Source organism: Streptomyces sp. NPDC048018 (assembly GCF_043202995.1).
Taxonomy (GTDB): Bacteria; Actinomycetota; Actinomycetes; order Streptomycetales; family Streptomycetaceae; genus Streptomyces.
Genome location: NZ_JBIDBK010000008.1, coordinates 173,991 through 190,043 on the forward strand (window position 1 = coordinate 173,991; position 16,053 = coordinate 190,043).

The following is a 16,053-nucleotide window of genomic DNA, read 5'->3' on the forward strand; positions in this document are numbered from 1 at the left end:
TCCTGGGCACACCCCTGCGCACCCGCATGCCCACGCACCTCCCCACCACGGAGAGAAAACCCCGATGATGCGTCACCTCATCTCGGCCGCCGACCTCACCCGCGACGACGCCGTCCTCATCCTCGACACCGCCGAGGAGATGGCCCGGGTGGCCGACCGGCCCATCAGGAAGCTCCCGACCCTGCGCGGGCGCACGATCTGCAACCTCTTCTTCGAGGACTCCACCCGCACCCGGATCTCCTTCGAGGCGGCCGAGAAGCGCCTCTCCGCCGACGTGATCAACTTCGCCGCCAAGGGCTCCAGCGTCTCCAAGGGCGAGTCCCTCAAGGACACCGCGCAGACCCTGGAGGCGATGGGCGTCGACGCCGTCGTCATCCGGCACGGCGCGTCCGGCGCCCCGTACCGCCTGGCCACCTCGGGCTGGATCGACGCCCCCGTCATCAACGCCGGCGACGGCACCCACCAGCACCCCACCCAGGCCCTGCTCGACGCCTTCACCATGCGCCGCCGCCTGGTCGGCCGGGACGCCGGCCTCGGCAAGGACCTGGCCGGAAAGCGCGTCACGCTCGTCGGCGACGTCCTGCACAGCCGGGTCGCCCGCTCCAACGTCGACCTGCTGCACACCCTCGGCGCCGAGGTGACCCTGGTGGCCCCGCCCACCCTGATCCCCGTCGGCGTCGAGACCTGGCCCTGCGAGGTCTCGTACGACCTCGACGGCGTGCTGCCGAAGTCCGACGCGGTCATGATGCTGCGTGTGCAGCGTGAGCGGATGAACGCCGCCTTCTTCCCGACCGAGCGCGAGTACTCGCGCCGCTACGGGCTCGACGGCCACCGGATGGCGAAGATGCCCGAGCACGCCATCGTCATGCACCCCGGGCCGATGGTCCGCGGCATGGAGATCACCGCCGAGGTCGCCGACTCCGACCGCTGCACGGTCGTCGAGCAGGTCGCCAACGGCGTCTCCATCCGGATGGCCGTCCTCTACCTGCTGCTCGGCGGTTCCGAGCCCGCCACCACCCGTACCACCGAGGAGAGCTGAGACCCCCCATGAGCAAGATTCTGATCCGTGGTGCGAAGGTCCTCGGCGGCGAGGCGCAGGACGTCCTGATCGACGGCGAGCTCATCGCCGCCACCGGCCCGACGGGCGAGATCGACTGGAGCGGCACCGGCCTGTCGGCCGAGGACGCCGAGGTGATCGAGGCCGAGGGCCGGATCCTGCTGCCCGGTCTGGTGGACCTGCACACCCATCTGCGCGAGCCCGGCCGTGAGGACTCCGAGACGGTCCTCACCGGCACCCGCGCCGCCGCCTCCGGCGGCTACACGGCCGTCTTCGCCATGGCCAACACCCACCCGGTCGCCGACACCGCCGGCGTCGTCGAGCAGGTCTACCGGCTCGGCAAGGAGGCCGGCTACTGCGACGTGCAGCCGATCGGCGCCGTCACCGTCGGCCTGGAGGGCCGCAAGCTCGCCGAACTCGGCGCCATGCACGACTCCGCCGCCGGTGTCACCGTCTTCTCCGACGACGGCAAGTGCGTCGACGACGCCGTGATCATGCGCCGCGCCCTGGAGTACGTGAAGGCCTTCGGCGGCGTCGTCGCCCAGCACGCCCAGGAGCCCCGCCTCACCGAGGGCGCCCAGATGAACGAGGGCGTCGTCTCCGCCGAGCTCGGCCTCGGCGGCTGGCCGGCCGTCGCGGAGGAGTCGATCATCGCCCGCGACGTGCTCCTCGCCGAGCACGTCGGCTCCCGCGTGCACATCTGCCACCTCTCCACCGCCGGCTCCGTCGAGATCGTCCGCTGGGCCAAGTCCCGCGGCATCGACGTCACCGCCGAGGTCACCCCGCACCACCTCCTCCTCACCGACGAGATGGTCCGCTCGTACAACCCGGTCTACAAGGTCAACCCGCCGCTGCGCACCGAGCGCGACGTGATGGCGCTGCGCGAGGCCCTCGCCGACGGCACCATCGACATCGTGGCCACCGACCACGCCCCCCACCCGCACGAGGACAAGGACTGCGAGTGGGCCGCCGCCGCCATGGGCATGGTCGGCCTGGAGACCGCGCTCTCCGTGGTCCAGCAGACGATGGTCGAGACCGGCCTGCTCGACTGGGCCGGCGTCGCCGACCGGATGTCCGTCAGGCCCGCGCAGATCGGGCGGGCCATCGGCCACGGACGCCCCGTCTCGGCAGGTGAGCCCGCCAACCTGACGCTGGTCGATCCGGCATACCGTGGTGTCGTGGACCCCGCCGACTTCGCCTCCCGCAGCCGCAACACCCCCTACGAGGGCCGCGAGCTGCCGGGACGCGTCACCCACACGTTCCTGCGGGGCCGGGCAACGCTCGTCGACGGGAAGCTGGCGTGACACCTCTCATTCACCTGGCCGAAGCGGGCGGACAGAAGTCCGCCGAGGTCACCGACTGGGCCGGACGGATCGGCTGGGTCGCCGGACTCCTGCTCTTCATCGCCTTCGTCTACTGGCTGATGCGCCAGGGATGGAAGTGGCGCGGCAGCCTCCAGTCCGGCCTCCCGCCCCTCCCCGAGGTGCCGGAAGCCCCCGCCGGGACCGAGCCGCCCCCGGCCACGCTGTCCATGAGCGGCCGCTACCACGGCTCCACCACGGCGGGCCAGTGGCTGGACCGGATCGTCGCCCACGGCCTGGGCACCCGCAGCCGGGCCGAGCTCACCCTGACGGACGCCGGGATCAGCGTCGTACGCCCCGGGGCGAACGACTTCCTCATCCCGGCCGACGCCCTGCGCGAGGCCCGCCTCGACAAGGGCATCGCCGGCAAGGTCCTCACCGAGGGCGGCCTCCTGGTCGTCACCTGGGCCCACGGCGACACCCTGCTCGACTCCGGCTTCCGCGCCGACCGGGCGGCCGACCACGCCGCCTGGGTCGAGACCCTGAACAAGCTGATCAACACGACGGAAGGCATCGCACGATGACAACCTCCATCCAGGGGGCTGCCTCCCCGAGGCCCAAGGCGGCTCCCGCCGTACTCGTTCTGGAGGACGGCCGGATCTTCCGCGGCCGTGCCTACGGGGCCGTGGGGGAGACCTTCGGCGAGGCCGTGTTCTCCACCGGCATGACCGGCTACCAGGAGACCCTCACCGACCCGTCGTACCACCGCCAGGTCGTCGTGATGACCGCCCCCCACGTCGGCAACACCGGCGTCAACGACGAGGACCCCGAGTCCGCCCGCATCTGGGTCTCCGGCTACGTCGTCCGCGACCCCGCCCGCGTCACCTCGAACTGGCGCTCCCGGCGCTCCCTGGACGAGGAGCTGCGCCGCCAGGGCGTCGTCGGCATCCAGGGCGTCGACACCCGCGCCCTCACCCGCCACCTGCGCGAGAGCGGCGCCATGCGCGTCGGCATCTTCTCCGGCAGCGCGCTCCCCGACGACGGCACCCTGCTCGCCGAGGTCCGCCAGCAGCCCGAGATGAAGGGCGCGAACCTCTCCGCCGAGGTCGCCACCAAGGAGACCTACGTGGTCCCCGCGATCGGCGAGAAGAAGTTCACCGTCGCCGCCGTCGACCTCGGCATCAAGGGCATGACCCCGCACCGGATGGCCGAGCGCGGCATCGAGGTCCACGTGCTGCCCGCCACCGCCACCGCCGAGGACGTCTACGCGGTCGCCCCGGACGGCGTGTTCTTCTCCAACGGCCCGGGCGACCCGGCCACCGCCGACGGCCCCGTCGCCGTCATGCAGGAGGTCCTGCGCCGCAAGACCCCGCTCTTCGGCATCTGCTTCGGCAACCAGATCCTCGGCCGCGCGCTCGGCTTCGGCACCTACAAGCTGAAGTACGGCCACCGGGGCATCAACCAGCCCGTCCAGGACCGCACCACCGGCAAGGTCGAGGTCACCGCGCACAACCACGGCTTCGCCGTCGACGCGCCCCTCGACAAGGTCTCCGACACCCCCTTCGGGCGCGCCGAGGTCTCCCACGTGTGCCTGAACGACAACGTCGTGGAGGGGCTGCAGCTGCTCGACCAGCCGGCCTTCTCCGTCCAGTACCACCCCGAGGCGGCCGCGGGCCCGCACGACGCCGCGTACCTCTTCGACCGCTTCGTATCCCTGATGGAGGCCGAGCGTGCCTAAGCGCACCGATATCCAGTCCGTCCTGGTCATCGGCTCCGGCCCGATCGTCATCGGCCAGGCCGCCGAATTCGACTACTCCGGCACCCAGGCGTGCCGGATCCTCAAGGCCGAGGGCCTGCGGGTCATCCTGGTCAACTCCAACCCGGCCACGATCATGACCGACCCGGAGATCGCCGACGCCACCTACGTCGAGCCGATCACCCCCGAGTTCGTCGAGAAGATCATCGCCAAGGAGCGCCCCGACGCCCTCCTGCCGACGCTGGGCGGCCAGACGGCCCTCAACACGGCGATCTCCATGCACGAGCAGGGCGTCCTGGAGAAGTACGGCGTCGAGCTCATCGGCGCCAACGTCGAGGCCATCCACAAGGGCGAGGACCGCGACCTCTTCAAGGGCGTCGTCGAGGCCGTCAACGCCAAGATCGGCCACGGCGAGTCCGCCCGCTCGGTCATCTGCCACTCGATGGACGACGTCCTCAAGGGCGTCGAGACGCTCGGCGGCTACCCCGTCGTCGTCCGCCCCTCCTTCACCATGGGCGGCGCCGGCTCCGGCTTCGCGCACGACGAGGACGAGCTGCGCCGCATCGCCGGCCAGGGCCTCACGCTCTCCCCGACCACCGAGGTGCTCCTGGAGGAGTCCATCCTCGGCTGGAAGGAGTACGAGCTGGAGCTGATGCGCGACAAGAACGACAACGTCGTGGTCGTCTGCTCCATCGAGAACTTCGACCCGATGGGCGTCCACACCGGTGACTCGATCACCGTGGCCCCGGCGATGACGCTGACCGACCGCGAGTACCAGGTGCTGCGCGACATCGGCATCGCGATCATCCGCGAGGTCGGCGTCGACACCGGCGGCTGCAACATCCAGTTCGCCGTCAACCCGGACGACGGCCGCGTCATCGTCATCGAGATGAACCCGCGCGTCTCCCGCTCCTCCGCGCTCGCCTCCAAGGCCACCGGCTTCCCGATCGCCAAGATCGCCGCCCGGCTCGCCGTCGGCTACACGCTGGACGAGATCCCGAACGACATCACCGAGAAGACCCCGGCCTCCTTCGAGCCGACCCTCGACTACGTCGTCGTCAAGGCCCCGCGTTTCGCCTTCGAGAAGTTCCCCTCCGCCGACTCCACGCTGACCACGACCATGAAGTCGGTCGGCGAGGCCATGGCGATCGGCCGCAACTTCACCGAGGCCCTCCAGAAGGCCCTGCGCTCCCTGGAGAAGAAGGGCTCGCAGTTCACCTTCACCGGCGAGCCCGGCGACAAGGCCGAGCTCCTGGAGCTGTCCGTCCGTCCGACCGACGGCCGGATCAACACGGTCATGCAGGCCATCCGCGCGGGCGCCACGCCCGAGGAGGTCTTCGACCACACCAAGATCGACCCGTGGTTCGTCGACCAGCTCTTCCTCATCAAGGAGATCGCCGACGAACTGGCCGCCGCCGAGAAGCTCGAGCCCGAGCTGCTCGCCGAGGCCAAGCGCCACGGCTTCTCCGACGCCCAGATCGCCGAGATCCGCGGTCTGCGCGAGGACGTCGTCCGCGAGGTCCGGCACGCCCTCGGCGTCCGGCCGGTCTACAAGACGGTCGACACCTGCGCCGCCGAGTTCGCCGCCAAGACCCCGTACTTCTACTCGTCCTACGACGAGGAGACCGAGGTCGCGCAGCGCGACAAGCCCGCCGTGATCATCCTGGGCTCCGGCCCGAACCGCATCGGCCAGGGCATCGAGTTCGACTACTCCTGCGTCCACGCCTCCTTCGCGCTCAGCGACGCCGGCTACGAGACCGTGATGGTCAACTGCAACCCGGAGACCGTCTCGACGGACTACGACACCTCCGACCGCCTGTACTTCGAGCCGCTGACGCTCGAGGACGTGCTGGAGATCGTCCACGCCGAGTCGCTGGCCGGCCCCATCGCCGGTGTCGTCGTCCAGCTCGGCGGCCAGACCCCGCTCGGTCTCGCCCAGGCGCTCAAGGACAACGGCGTCCCGGTCGTCGGCACCTCCCCGGAGGCCATCCACGCCGCCGAGGACCGCGGCGCCTTCGGCCAGGTCCTCGCCGAGGCCGGTCTGCCCGCGCCCAAGCACGGCACCGCGACCACCTTCGCCGGCGCCAAGGCCATCGCCGACGAGATCGGCTACCCGGTGCTCGTCCGCCCGTCGTACGTGCTCGGCGGCCGCGGCATGGAGATCGTCTACGACGAGGCGCGCCTGGAGGCGTACATCGCCGAGTCCACCGAGATCTCCCCGACCCGTCCGGTCCTCGTCGACCGCTTCCTCGACGACGCGATCGAGATCGACGTCGACGCGCTCTACGACGGCCAGGAGCTGTACCTCGGCGGCGTCATGGAGCACATCGAGGAGGCCGGCATCCACTCCGGCGACTCGGCCTGCGCCCTGCCCCCGATCACCCTCGGCGGCTTCGACATCAAGCGCCTGCGCGCCTCCACCGAGGCGATCGCCAAGGGCGTCGGCGTCCGCGGCCTGATCAACATCCAGTTCGCGATGGCCGGCGACATCCTGTACGTCCTGGAGGCCAACCCGCGCGCCTCCCGCACCGTCCCCTTCACCTCGAAGGCGACCGCGGTGCCGCTCGCGAAGGCCGCCGCCCGCATCTCGCTCGGCGCCACCATCGCCGAGCTGCGCGCCGAGGGCCTGCTGCCGGCGAACGGCGACGGCGGCACCCTGCCGCTCGACGCGCCGATCTCCGTCAAGGAGGCCGTGATGCCGTGGAGCCGCTTCCGCGACATCCACGGCCGCGGCGTGGACACCGTCCTCGGCCCGGAGATGCGCTCCACCGGCGAGGTCATGGGCATCGACAGCGTCTTCGGCACGGCGTACGCCAAGTCGCAGGCCGGCGCCTACGGCCCGCTGCCCACCAAGGGCCGCGCCTTCATCTCGGTCGCCAACCGCGACAAGCGCTCGATGATCTTCCCGGCCCGTGAGCTGGTCGCCCACGGCTTCGAGCTGCTCGCCACCTCCGGCACGGCCGAGGTGCTCAAGCGCAACGGCATCAACGCCACCATCGTGCGCAAGCAGTCCGAGGGCGAGGGCCCCAACGGCGAGAAGACCATCGTCCAGCTGATCCACGACGGCCAGGTCGACCTCATCGTCAACACGCCGTACGGCACCGGCGGCCGCCTCGACGGCTACGAGATCCGTACGGCGGCGGTGGCCCGCTCCGTCCCGTGCCTGACCACGGTCCAGGCGCTCGCGGCGGCCGTCCAGGGCATCGAGGCCCTGGGCCGAGGCGACGTCGGCGTCCGTTCGCTCCAGGAGCACGCGGAGCACCTGACCGCGGCCCGCGACTAAGCAGCCCGAAGAAGCAGGGGGACACCGGCACGACCCGCGGTGTCCCCCTCTTCATGAGCGCACGAGGGATATCTCGGACGATGTACAAGCTCTTCTTCCACCTGTTCTTCAAGCGGATGGACCCCGAGGAGGCCCACTACCTGGCCTTCCGCTGGATCCGGCTCGCCGCCCGCACCCCGGTCCTGCGCACCTTCGTCGCGGCCGCGCTCGCCCCCCGCCACAAGGAGCTGCGCACCGAGGCACTCGGGCTGCGCATGCACGGCCCCTTCGGCCTCGCCGCCGGCTTCGACAAGAACGCGGTCGCCATCGACGGCATGGCCATGCTCGGCTTCGACCACGTCGAGATCGGCACGGTGACCGGGGAGGCCCAGCCCGGCAACCCCAAGAAGCGTCTCTTCCGGCTCCTCCCGGACCGGGCGCTGATCAACCGCATGGGCTTCAACAACGAGGGCTCGGCCGCGGTCGCCGCCCGTCTGGCCGCGCGCAACCCGGTCTTCCGGACCGTCGTCGGCGTCAACATCGGCAAGACCAAGGTCGTACCCGAGGACGAGGCCGCCGCCGACTACGTGAAGTCCACCGAGCGGCTCGCCCGCCACGCGGACTACCTGGTCGTCAACGTCTCCTCGCCGAACACCCCGGGACTGCGCAACCTCCAGGCCACCGAGTCGCTGAGGCCCCTCCTCACGGCCGTGCGCGAGGCCGCCGACCGGTCCGTCGAGGGCCGTCGCGTCCCGCTCCTGGTGAAGATCGCCCCCGACCTCGCCGACGAGGACGTGGACGCCGTCGCCGACCTGGCCCTGGAGCTCGGACTCGACGGCATCATCGCCACCAACACCACCATCGCCCGCGAGGGCCTCGGCCTGAAGTCCGACCCCGCGCTCGTCCGGGAGACCGGCGGCCTGTCCGGCGCGCCCGTCAAGCAGCGCTCCCTGGAGGTCCTGCGCCGCCTGTACGCGCGCGTGGGCGACCGGATCGTCCTGGTCGGCGTGGGCGGCATCGAGAACGCCGAGGACGCCTGGCAGCGGATCCTCGCCGGTGCCACGCTGATCCAGGGCTACAGCGCCTTCATCTACGAGGGGCCGTTCTACGCCCGCGCCGTCCACAAGGGCCTCGCCGCCCGCCTGGCCGCCTCTCCGTACGCCACCCTCGCCGAGGCCGTCGGCGCCGACACCCGAAAGGCCACCGCATGATCTCCTTCGGTGCCCGCCTCCGCGCCGCGATGGACGAGCGCGGCCCCCTGTGCGTCGGGGTCGACCCGCACGCCTCCCTGCTGGACTCCTGGGGCCTGGCCGACGACATCGCCGGCCTGGAGCGCTTCACCTTCACCGTGGTCGAGGCCCTGGCCGACACGGTGGCCGTCTTCAAGCCGCAGGCCGCGTTCTTCGAGCGCTTCGGCTCGCGCGGCGTGGCGGTCCTGGAGCGTGCCGTCGCGGACCTGCGGGCGGCGGGCGGCCTGGTCGTCATGGACGCCAAGCGCGGCGACATCGGCTCGACGATGGGAGCCTACGCGGAGGCCTTCCTCAGCAAGGGCTCCCCGCTCTTCTCCGACGCGCTCACGGTCTCCCCGTACCTCGGCTACGGATCCCTGCGGCCGGCCGTGGACCTGGCCCGGGAGAACGGCGCCGGGCTCTTCGTGCTCGCGCTGACCTCCAACCCGGAGGGCGCCGAGGTCCAGCGGGCCGTACGCGAGGACGGGCGGACCATCGGCGCGACGATGCTCGCGCACCTGGCGGAGGAGAACGCGGGGGAGACCCCGATGGGCTCCTTCGGCGCGGTGGTCGGCGCCACGCTCGGCGACCTCTCCGCCTTCGACCTCGACATCAACGGCCCGCTGCTGGCCCCGGGCATCGGGGCCCAGGGCGCGACCCCGGCCGACCTCCCCGGGGTCTTCGGTGCGGCGGTCCGCAACGTGGTGCCGAACGTCAGCCGGGCGGTCCTCACGGCGGGTCCGGACGCCGTCGCCCTGAGGGCGGCCGCGGAACGTTATGCGAACGAGATCCGCGAGGCCGTGGGCGCCTGAGGCACCTCGCGGGCCGGTTTCGGCCGGTTCTCGCCAATCCGCAGGTCGGGCGGCGTGTCCTCGCCGTCTCACTCCTTGCCAAAAGTTGACCCAAAACAGCGTCGTTATGTCGGAAAAGTCCTGGTCGGTCGATGCTGACCAGGACTTTTCGTCTGTTCTCGCTGACTGGAGCGGCCTTGGCCGCTAGTCTCCGGAACAGAGTCGGCGTTCGGCGTACTCCACGTCGGGCGTTGCTCCACTGGTGTGGGGCGCCCAGCTTCTCCGCGGGGTGCCCGGCTTCCCACCGGTCCGTATCCGACAGTTCGACATCCGAGGTGACGTAGGCGTGGCTCTTCCGCCCCTTACCCCTGAACAGCGCGCAGCCGCGCTCGAAAAGGCCGCCGCGGCTCGCCGGGAGCGGGCCGAGGTCAAGAATCGACTCAAGCACTCCGGCGCCTCCCTCCACGAGGTCATCAAGCAGGGCCAGGAGAACGACGTCATCGGCAAGATGAAGGTCTCCGCGCTGCTCGAGTCCCTGCCGGGCGTGGGCAAGGTCCGCGCCAAGCAGATCATGGAGCGACTGGGCATCTCCGAGAGCCGCCGGGTCCGCGGCCTCGGTTCCAACCAGATCGCCTCCCTGGAGCGCGAGTTCGGCGGCGCCGGCGCCTGACGGCGACCCGGTCCGGGGCGACACGTCCCGGGCACCCCGGCAAAGCTGGAATAATCGCTGCATGGCAGCAGAGGTACGTCCGCGACTGACCGTGCTCTCCGGCCCCTCAGGGGTGGGCAAGAGCACGGTCGTCGCTCATATGCGCAAGGTCCACCCCGAGGTCTGGCTCTCGGTGTCGGCCACGACACGAAAGCCACGTCCCGGCGAGAAGCACGGCGTCCAGTACTTCTTCGTCACGGACGACGAGTTCGACAAGCTGATCGCCAACGGCGAGCTGCTCGAGTGGGCCGAGTTCGCGGGCAACCGCTACGGCACCCCGCGCCGCGCGGTCCTCGACCGCCTGGAGGCGGGCGAGCCGGTCCTCCTGGAGATCGATCTCCAGGGCGCGCGTCAGGTCAAGGAGTCCATGGGCGAGGCCCAGCTGGTCTTCCTGGCCCCGCCGAGCTGGGACGAGCTGGTGCGCCGGCTCACCGGCCGCGGCACCGAGTCGCCCGAGGTCATCGAGCGCCGGCTGCAGGCCGCGAAGGTCGAGCTGGCCGCCGAATCGGAGTTCGACACCACGCTCGTCAACACCTCGGTCGAGGACGTCGCGCGCGAGCTGCTAACGTTGATGAACGTTGTCTGATCTTTTTTCCATCTTCGGAAGGTAGAGCGTGTCCTCTTCCATCACCGCGCCCGAGGGCATCATCAACCCGCCGATCGACGAGCTGCTCGAGGCGACTGACTCCAAGTACAGCCTCGTGATCTACGCGGCCAAGCGTGCGCGTCAGATCAATGCCTACTACTCGCAGCTCGGCGAGGGTCTGCTCGAGTACGTCGGTCCGCTCGTCGACACGCATGTCCACGAGAAGCCGCTCTCGATCGCCCTGCGCGAGATCAATGCGGGCCTGCTGACCTCCGAGGCCATCGAGGGTCCGGCTCAGTAAGGCTGTAACGCTTGTCACCACAGGCCCGGCGGAACATCCGCCGGGCCTGTGGTGTCTCATGGAGACGTACGCATCCGAGCCTTCAGGGGAGCAGAGTTGAGCGCGGTGACGAAGCCGAAGGTCGTCCTCGGCGTGAGTGGCGGCATCGCCGCGTACAAGGCGTGCGAGCTGCTGCGCCGGCTCACCGAGTCCGGGCACGACGTGCGGGTCGTGCCCACCGACTCCGCCCTGCACTTCGTCGGCGCGGCCACCTGGTCCGCCCTGTCCGGCAACCCCGTCTCCACCGAGGTCTGGGACTCCGTCCACGAGGTCCCGCACGTCCGCATCGGCCAGGCCGCCGACCTCGTGGTCGTCGCGCCCGCCACCGCGGACATGCTCGCCAAGGCCGCCCACGGCCTCGCCGACGACCTGCTCACCAACACGCTGCTCACCGCACGCTGTCCGGTCGTCTTCGCGCCCGCCATGCACACCGAGATGTGGGAGCACCCCGCCACCCAGGAGAACGTGGCCACCCTGCGGCGCCGCGGCGCCGTGGTCGTCGAGCCCGCCGTCGGCCGGCTCACCGGCGTCGACACCGGCAAGGGCCGGCTGCCCGACCCGACGGAGATCTTCGAGATCTGCCGCCGCGTCCTGGCCCGTGGCGTCACCGCCCCCGACCTCGCCGGCCGGCATGTCGTGATCAGTGCCGGCGGCACCCGCGAGCCCCTCGACCCGGTCCGCTACCTGGGCAACCGCTCCAGCGGCAAGCAGGGCTACGCCCTCGCCAGGGCGGCCGCCGCCCGTGGCGCCCGGGTCACCCTGATCGAGGCCAACACCGGACTGCCCGACCCGGCGGGCGTCGACGTCGTGCGCGTCGGCACCGCCGTCCAGCTGCGCGAGGCCGTCCTCAAGGCCGCCGCCGACGCCGACGCGGTCGTCATGGCGGCGGCGGTCGCCGACTTCCGGCCCGCCGCGTACGCCACCGGCAAGATCAAGAAGACGGACGACGGCGGTGCCCCGACCGTCGAGCTGGTCCGCAATCCGGACATCCTCGCGGAGATCTCCGCCGACCGCGCCCGTGCCGGTCAGGTGGTCGTCGGCTTCGCCGCCGAGACCGACGACGTCCTCGACAACGGGCGCAAGAAGCTCCGGCGCAAGGGCTGCGACCTGCTCGTCGTCAACGAGGTGGGGGAGCGCAAGACCTTCGGCTCGGAGGAGAACGAGGCCGTGGTCCTCGCGGCGGACGGCACCGAGACCCCCGTGCCCCACGGACCGAAGGAAGCGCTGGCCGAGACGGTGTGGGACCTCGTGCTTCCCCGCCTGGCCGCCGCGACCGGGTGAATTCCCCGCCAACGGAGCACGACGACCGGATATCGGTGCCACAGCCGAGAGAAAATCTGCCAAAACGGACAAAAGTCCAGCTCGGTGCGGCGACGAGTGCCCGGATCGCGCAAGAGCATGCCGGGGGACCTGGCCAGATACCCGATCGTGACCGATAGACTGTCCTCGGAACGTCGCGGGGCGCAGCCCCCTGCCGGTCCGCAATCGCCTAGCCAGCAGCCGCTGCAACCTCAGGGAGCGTTGTGTCCCGTCGCTTGTTCACCTCGGAATCCGTGACCGAGGGCCACCCCGACAAGATCGCTGACCAGATCAGCGACACCATTCTCGACGCGCTGCTCAAGGAGGACCCCACCTCCCGTGTCGCCGTCGAGACGCTGATCACGACCGGCCTCGTGCACGTCGCCGGTGAGGTCACCACCAAGGCCTGGGCGGACATCCCCACTCTCGTCCGCAACAAGATCCTCGACATCGGGTACGACTCCTCGAAGAAGGGCTTCGACGGCGCGTCCTGCGGCGTCTCGGTCTCCATCGGGTCGCAGTCCCCGGACATCGCTCAGGGCGTCGACACCGCCTACGAGTCGCGCGTCGAGGGTGACGAGGACGAGCTCGACAAGCAGGGCGCCGGCGACCAGGGCCTGATGTTCGGCTACGCGTCCGACGAGACCCCGAACCTGATGCCGCTCCCGATCGAGCTGGCGCACCGCCTGTCCCGCCGCCTCACCGAGGTCCGCAAGAACGGGACCATCCCGTACCTGCGTCCCGACGGCAAGACCCAGGTCACCATCGAGTACGACGGCGACAAGGCCGTCCGCCTCGACACCGTGGTGGTCTCCTCGCAGCACGCCTCCGACATCGACCTCGAGTCGCTGCTCGCGCCCGACATCCGCGAGTTCGTCGTCGAGCACGTGCTGAAGCAGCTCGTCGAGGACGGCATCAAGCTCGACACCGACGGCTACCGCCTCCTGGTCAACCCGACCGGTCGTTTCGAGATCGGCGGCCCGATGGGCGACGCCGGCCTCACCGGTCGCAAGATCATCATCGACACCTACGGCGGCATGTCCCGCCACGGCGGCGGCGCCTTCTCCGGCAAGGACCCGTCGAAGGTCGACCGCTCCGCCGCCTACGCCATGCGCTGGGTCGCCAAGAACGTCGTCGCCGCGGGCCTCGCCTCGCGCTGCGAGGTCCAGGTCGCGTACGCGATCGGCAAGGCGGAGCCCGTCGGTCTCTTCGTCGAGACCTTCGGCACCAACACCATCGAGACCGAGAAGATCGAGCACGCCATCGGCGAGGTCTTCGACCTCCGCCCGGCCGCGATCATCCGCGACCTCGACCTGCTCCGCCCGATCTACTCCCAGACCGCCGCCTACGGCCACTTCGGCCGCGAGCTGCCGGACTTCACCTGGGAGCGCACGGACCGCGTGGACGCCCTGAAGAAGGCCGCCGGCGTCTGAGCCCGGTTCTTCACCCGTAGCGCGGCGAAGGCCCGGCACCCAAGAGGTGCCGGGCCTTCGCCGTGCCCGCTCCCCTGTCGGTGGCGTCTGGTAGGTATGAGGCTGTGAGCAGCGAGAACGAGAAGGCCGAGGAGACGCCCGGCCACGCGGAGCCCGAGCAGCTCGCGCTCATCCGGGAGACCGTGCGCAGGGCCAGGGTGCCGCGGGCGAAGCCCCGGACGTGGCGCGGGGCCGCGCTCGCCAAGGAGCTGCCGGTCGCCCGGGTCGTGGTGAACAAGGGCGTCCTGCACCTCGACCAGTTCTTCGACTACGCCGTGCCCGAGGAGCTCGACGAGACCGCGCAGCCCGGAGTGCGGGTGCGGGTCCGCTTCGGCGCCGGGGCGCACCAGGTGCGGGGCGGCCGGCGGGAGGGCGGACGCCTGATCGACGGGTTCCTCGTGGAGCGGCGCGCCGAGTCGGACTACTCCGGACCGCTCGCCGCGCTCGCCGACGTCGTCTCGCCCGAACCGGTGCTCGGCCCGGAGCTGCTCGGCCTGGCCCGGGCCGTCGCCGACCGCTACGCCGGCAGCCTCGCCGACGTGCTCCAGCTCGCCGTGCCCCCGCGCAACGCCCGCGCGGAGAGCCGGCCGTCGCCCGAGCCGCTGCCGGCGCCGGCCGCCCCCGAGCCGGGGAGCTGGGCGCGGTACGAGCGGGGGGCCGCCTTCCTGGACTCCCTCGCGCGCGGCGGGGTGCCCCGCGCCGTGTGGAACGCCCTGCCGGGTCCGCACTGGGCCGAGGAGGTCGCCCGGGCCGTCGCCGCCACCCTGGCCTCCGGGCGCGGCGCCCTCGTCGTCGTGCCCGACGGGCGGGCCGCGGCCCGCGTCGACCAGGCCCTCACCGATCTCCTGGGCGAGGGACGGCACGCGCTGCTCACCGCCGAGGCCGGCCCCGAGAAGCGGTACGCGCAGTGGCTCGCCGTCCGGCGGGGCGCCGTCCGCGCCGTCGTCGGCACCCGCGCCGCCATGTTCGCGCCCGTGCGCGACCTCGGACTCGCCGTCATCTGGGACGACGGGGACACCAGTCACAGCGAACCCCACGCCCCGCAGCCGCACGCCCGGGACGTCCTGCTGCTGCGCGCCGCCCACGACCGCTGCGCCTTCCTGCTCGGCTCCACCGCCTGCACCGTCGAGGCCGCCCAGCTCGTGGAGTCGGGCTGGGCCCAGCCCCTCGTGGCCGGCCGCGACCAGGTGCGGATCGCCGCGCCCCTCGTACGGACCGTCGGCGACACCGACCTCGCCCGCGACGAGGCCGCCCGCGCCGCGCGGCTGCCGACGCTCGCCTGGCAGGTCGTGCGGGAGGGCCTGAAGACCGGCCCGGTCCTCGTCCAGGTGCCCCGCCGCGGCTACGTGCCCCGGCTCGCCTGCGAGCGCTGCCGTACGCCCGCCCGCTGCCGGCACTGTTCCGGGCCCCTGGAGGCCCCCGAACAGCGGGAACTGCACTGCGGTTGGTGCGGGCGCTCCGCGGCCGACTGGCACTGCCCGGCCTGCGGGTCGAACCGGTTGCGCGCCCAGGTCGTGGGCGCCCGCCGCACGGCGGAGGAGCTGGGCCGCGCCTTCCCGGCCGTGCCCGTCCGCACCTCCGGGCGCGACCACATCCTCGACCGGGTGCCGGGCCGGCCCGCCCTCGTGGTCAGCACGCCGGGCGCCGAACCGGTCGCCGAGGGCGGCTACGCGGCCGCCCTGCTCCTGGACGGCTGGGCGATGCTCGGCCGCCCCGACCTGCGGGCCGGCGAGGAGGCGCTGCGCCGCTGGATCGACGCGGCCTCGCTGGTGCGGGGCCAGGCCGCCGGCGGGACCGTCGTGGTGGTCGCCGAGCCCACCCTCCGGCCCGTCCAGGCCCTCGTCCGCTGGGATCCCGTCGGCCACGCCCAGCGCGAGCTCGCCGAGCGGGCGGAGCTGGGCTTCCCGCCGGTCTCGCGCATGGCGGCGGTCGCCGGGCCGCCGGAGGCCCTCACGGCCTTCCTGGCGGCAGCCGAACTGCCTGAGGACGCCGAGATCCTGGGTCCCGTCCCGCTCCCGGTCACCCGCCCCGGCGGGCCGCGCCGCCCCGGCGACACCCCACCGGGCGAGCAGTGGGACCGTGCCCTGATCCGGGTGCGGCCGGGCAGCGGCCACGCGCTGGCCACGGCCCTGAAGAAGGCCCAGGCCGCGCGCCTCGCACGGGGCGGCGGCGAGCCGGTGCGGGTGCGGGTGGACCCGCCGGACATCGGCTGAGGGGGCGTGGGGTCCCGCGGGCGCACGCGAAAGGCCGC

Annotated in this window: 13 protein-coding genes; all 13 read left to right on the top strand. The window is 71.9% G+C overall.

Annotation, left to right across the window (positions count from 1 at the left end; genetic code table 11):
- Positions 1 to 64: 64 nt before the first annotated feature.
- The 13 genes from ACGF1Z_RS28355 to ACGF1Z_RS28415 all read left to right on the top strand — a co-directional run bounded on the left by ACGF1Z_RS28355 (position 65) and on the right by ACGF1Z_RS28415 (position 16,015).
- Positions 65 to 1,039: an aspartate carbamoyltransferase catalytic subunit gene (locus tag ACGF1Z_RS28355; protein ID WP_393008794.1), complete on the top strand. Its 975-nt coding sequence runs from the start codon at positions 65 to 67 to the stop codon at positions 1,037 to 1,039.
- Positions 1,040 to 1,047: 8 nt separating this feature from the next.
- Positions 1,048 to 2,361, top strand: a complete 1,314-nt coding sequence (locus ACGF1Z_RS28360) for a dihydroorotase (protein WP_393008796.1) — start codon at positions 1,048 to 1,050, stop codon at positions 2,359 to 2,361.
- Positions 2,358 to 2,942 (top strand): hypothetical protein, encoded by a 585-nt coding sequence (locus tag ACGF1Z_RS28365; protein ID WP_393008798.1) that lies wholly within the window; start codon positions 2,358 to 2,360, stop codon positions 2,940 to 2,942. Before ACGF1Z_RS28360 ends, ACGF1Z_RS28365 begins: the two co-directional genes overlap by 4 nt.
- The gene (carA, locus tag ACGF1Z_RS28370; RefSeq protein ID WP_393008800.1) at positions 2,939 to 4,096 is read left to right on the top strand and encodes a glutamine-hydrolyzing carbamoyl-phosphate synthase small subunit; all 1,158 of its coding nucleotides are present in this window, start codon (positions 2,939 to 2,941) and stop codon (positions 4,094 to 4,096) included. Before ACGF1Z_RS28365 ends, carA begins: the two co-directional genes overlap by 4 nt.
- A complete protein-coding gene (gene carB, locus ACGF1Z_RS28375; protein WP_393008802.1) occupies positions 4,089 to 7,397 on the top strand; it encodes a carbamoyl-phosphate synthase large subunit in 3,309 nt (1,102 codons plus the stop codon). Before carA ends, carB begins: the two co-directional genes overlap by 8 nt.
- Positions 7,398 to 7,477: 80 nt before the next feature.
- Positions 7,478 to 8,587, top strand: a complete 1,110-nt coding sequence (locus ACGF1Z_RS28380) for a quinone-dependent dihydroorotate dehydrogenase (protein ID WP_393008804.1) — start codon at positions 7,478 to 7,480, stop codon at positions 8,585 to 8,587.
- Positions 8,584 to 9,417: an orotidine-5'-phosphate decarboxylase gene (pyrF, locus tag ACGF1Z_RS28385; protein WP_393008806.1), complete on the top strand. Its 834-nt coding sequence runs from the start codon at positions 8,584 to 8,586 to the stop codon at positions 9,415 to 9,417. The genes ACGF1Z_RS28380 and pyrF overlap by 4 nt, the downstream gene beginning before the upstream one ends.
- A gap of 325 nt (positions 9,418 to 9,742) precedes the next feature.
- A complete protein-coding gene (locus ACGF1Z_RS28390; protein ID WP_030493613.1) occupies positions 9,743 to 10,066 on the top strand; it encodes an integration host factor in 324 nt (107 codons plus the stop codon).
- Positions 10,067 to 10,127: 61 nt separating this feature from the next.
- Complete coding sequence (gene gmk, locus ACGF1Z_RS28395; protein ID WP_393008809.1) at positions 10,128 to 10,691, top strand: guanylate kinase; 564 nt, start codon at positions 10,128 to 10,130, stop codon at positions 10,689 to 10,691.
- A gap of 28 nt (positions 10,692 to 10,719) precedes the next feature.
- A complete protein-coding gene (gene rpoZ / locus ACGF1Z_RS28400) occupies positions 10,720 to 10,992 on the top strand; it encodes a DNA-directed RNA polymerase subunit omega (RefSeq protein ID WP_005319902.1) in 273 nt (90 codons plus the stop codon).
- 105 nt (positions 10,993 to 11,097) lie between these two features.
- Positions 11,098 to 12,312 carry a bifunctional phosphopantothenoylcysteine decarboxylase/phosphopantothenate--cysteine ligase CoaBC gene (coaBC, locus tag ACGF1Z_RS28405; protein WP_393008811.1) on the top strand — a complete coding sequence of 405 codons (1,215 nt, stop codon included), beginning with the start codon at positions 11,098 to 11,100 and terminating at the stop codon, positions 12,310 to 12,312.
- 242 nt (positions 12,313 to 12,554) lie between these two features.
- Complete coding sequence (metK, locus tag ACGF1Z_RS28410) at positions 12,555 to 13,763, top strand: methionine adenosyltransferase (RefSeq protein ID WP_393008813.1); 1,209 nt, start codon at positions 12,555 to 12,557, stop codon at positions 13,761 to 13,763.
- 104 nt (positions 13,764 to 13,867) lie between these two features.
- Positions 13,868 to 16,015 (top strand): primosomal protein N', encoded by a 2,148-nt coding sequence (locus ACGF1Z_RS28415; protein WP_393008815.1) that lies wholly within the window; start codon positions 13,868 to 13,870, stop codon positions 16,013 to 16,015.
- Positions 16,016 to 16,053: the final 38 nt, after the last annotated feature.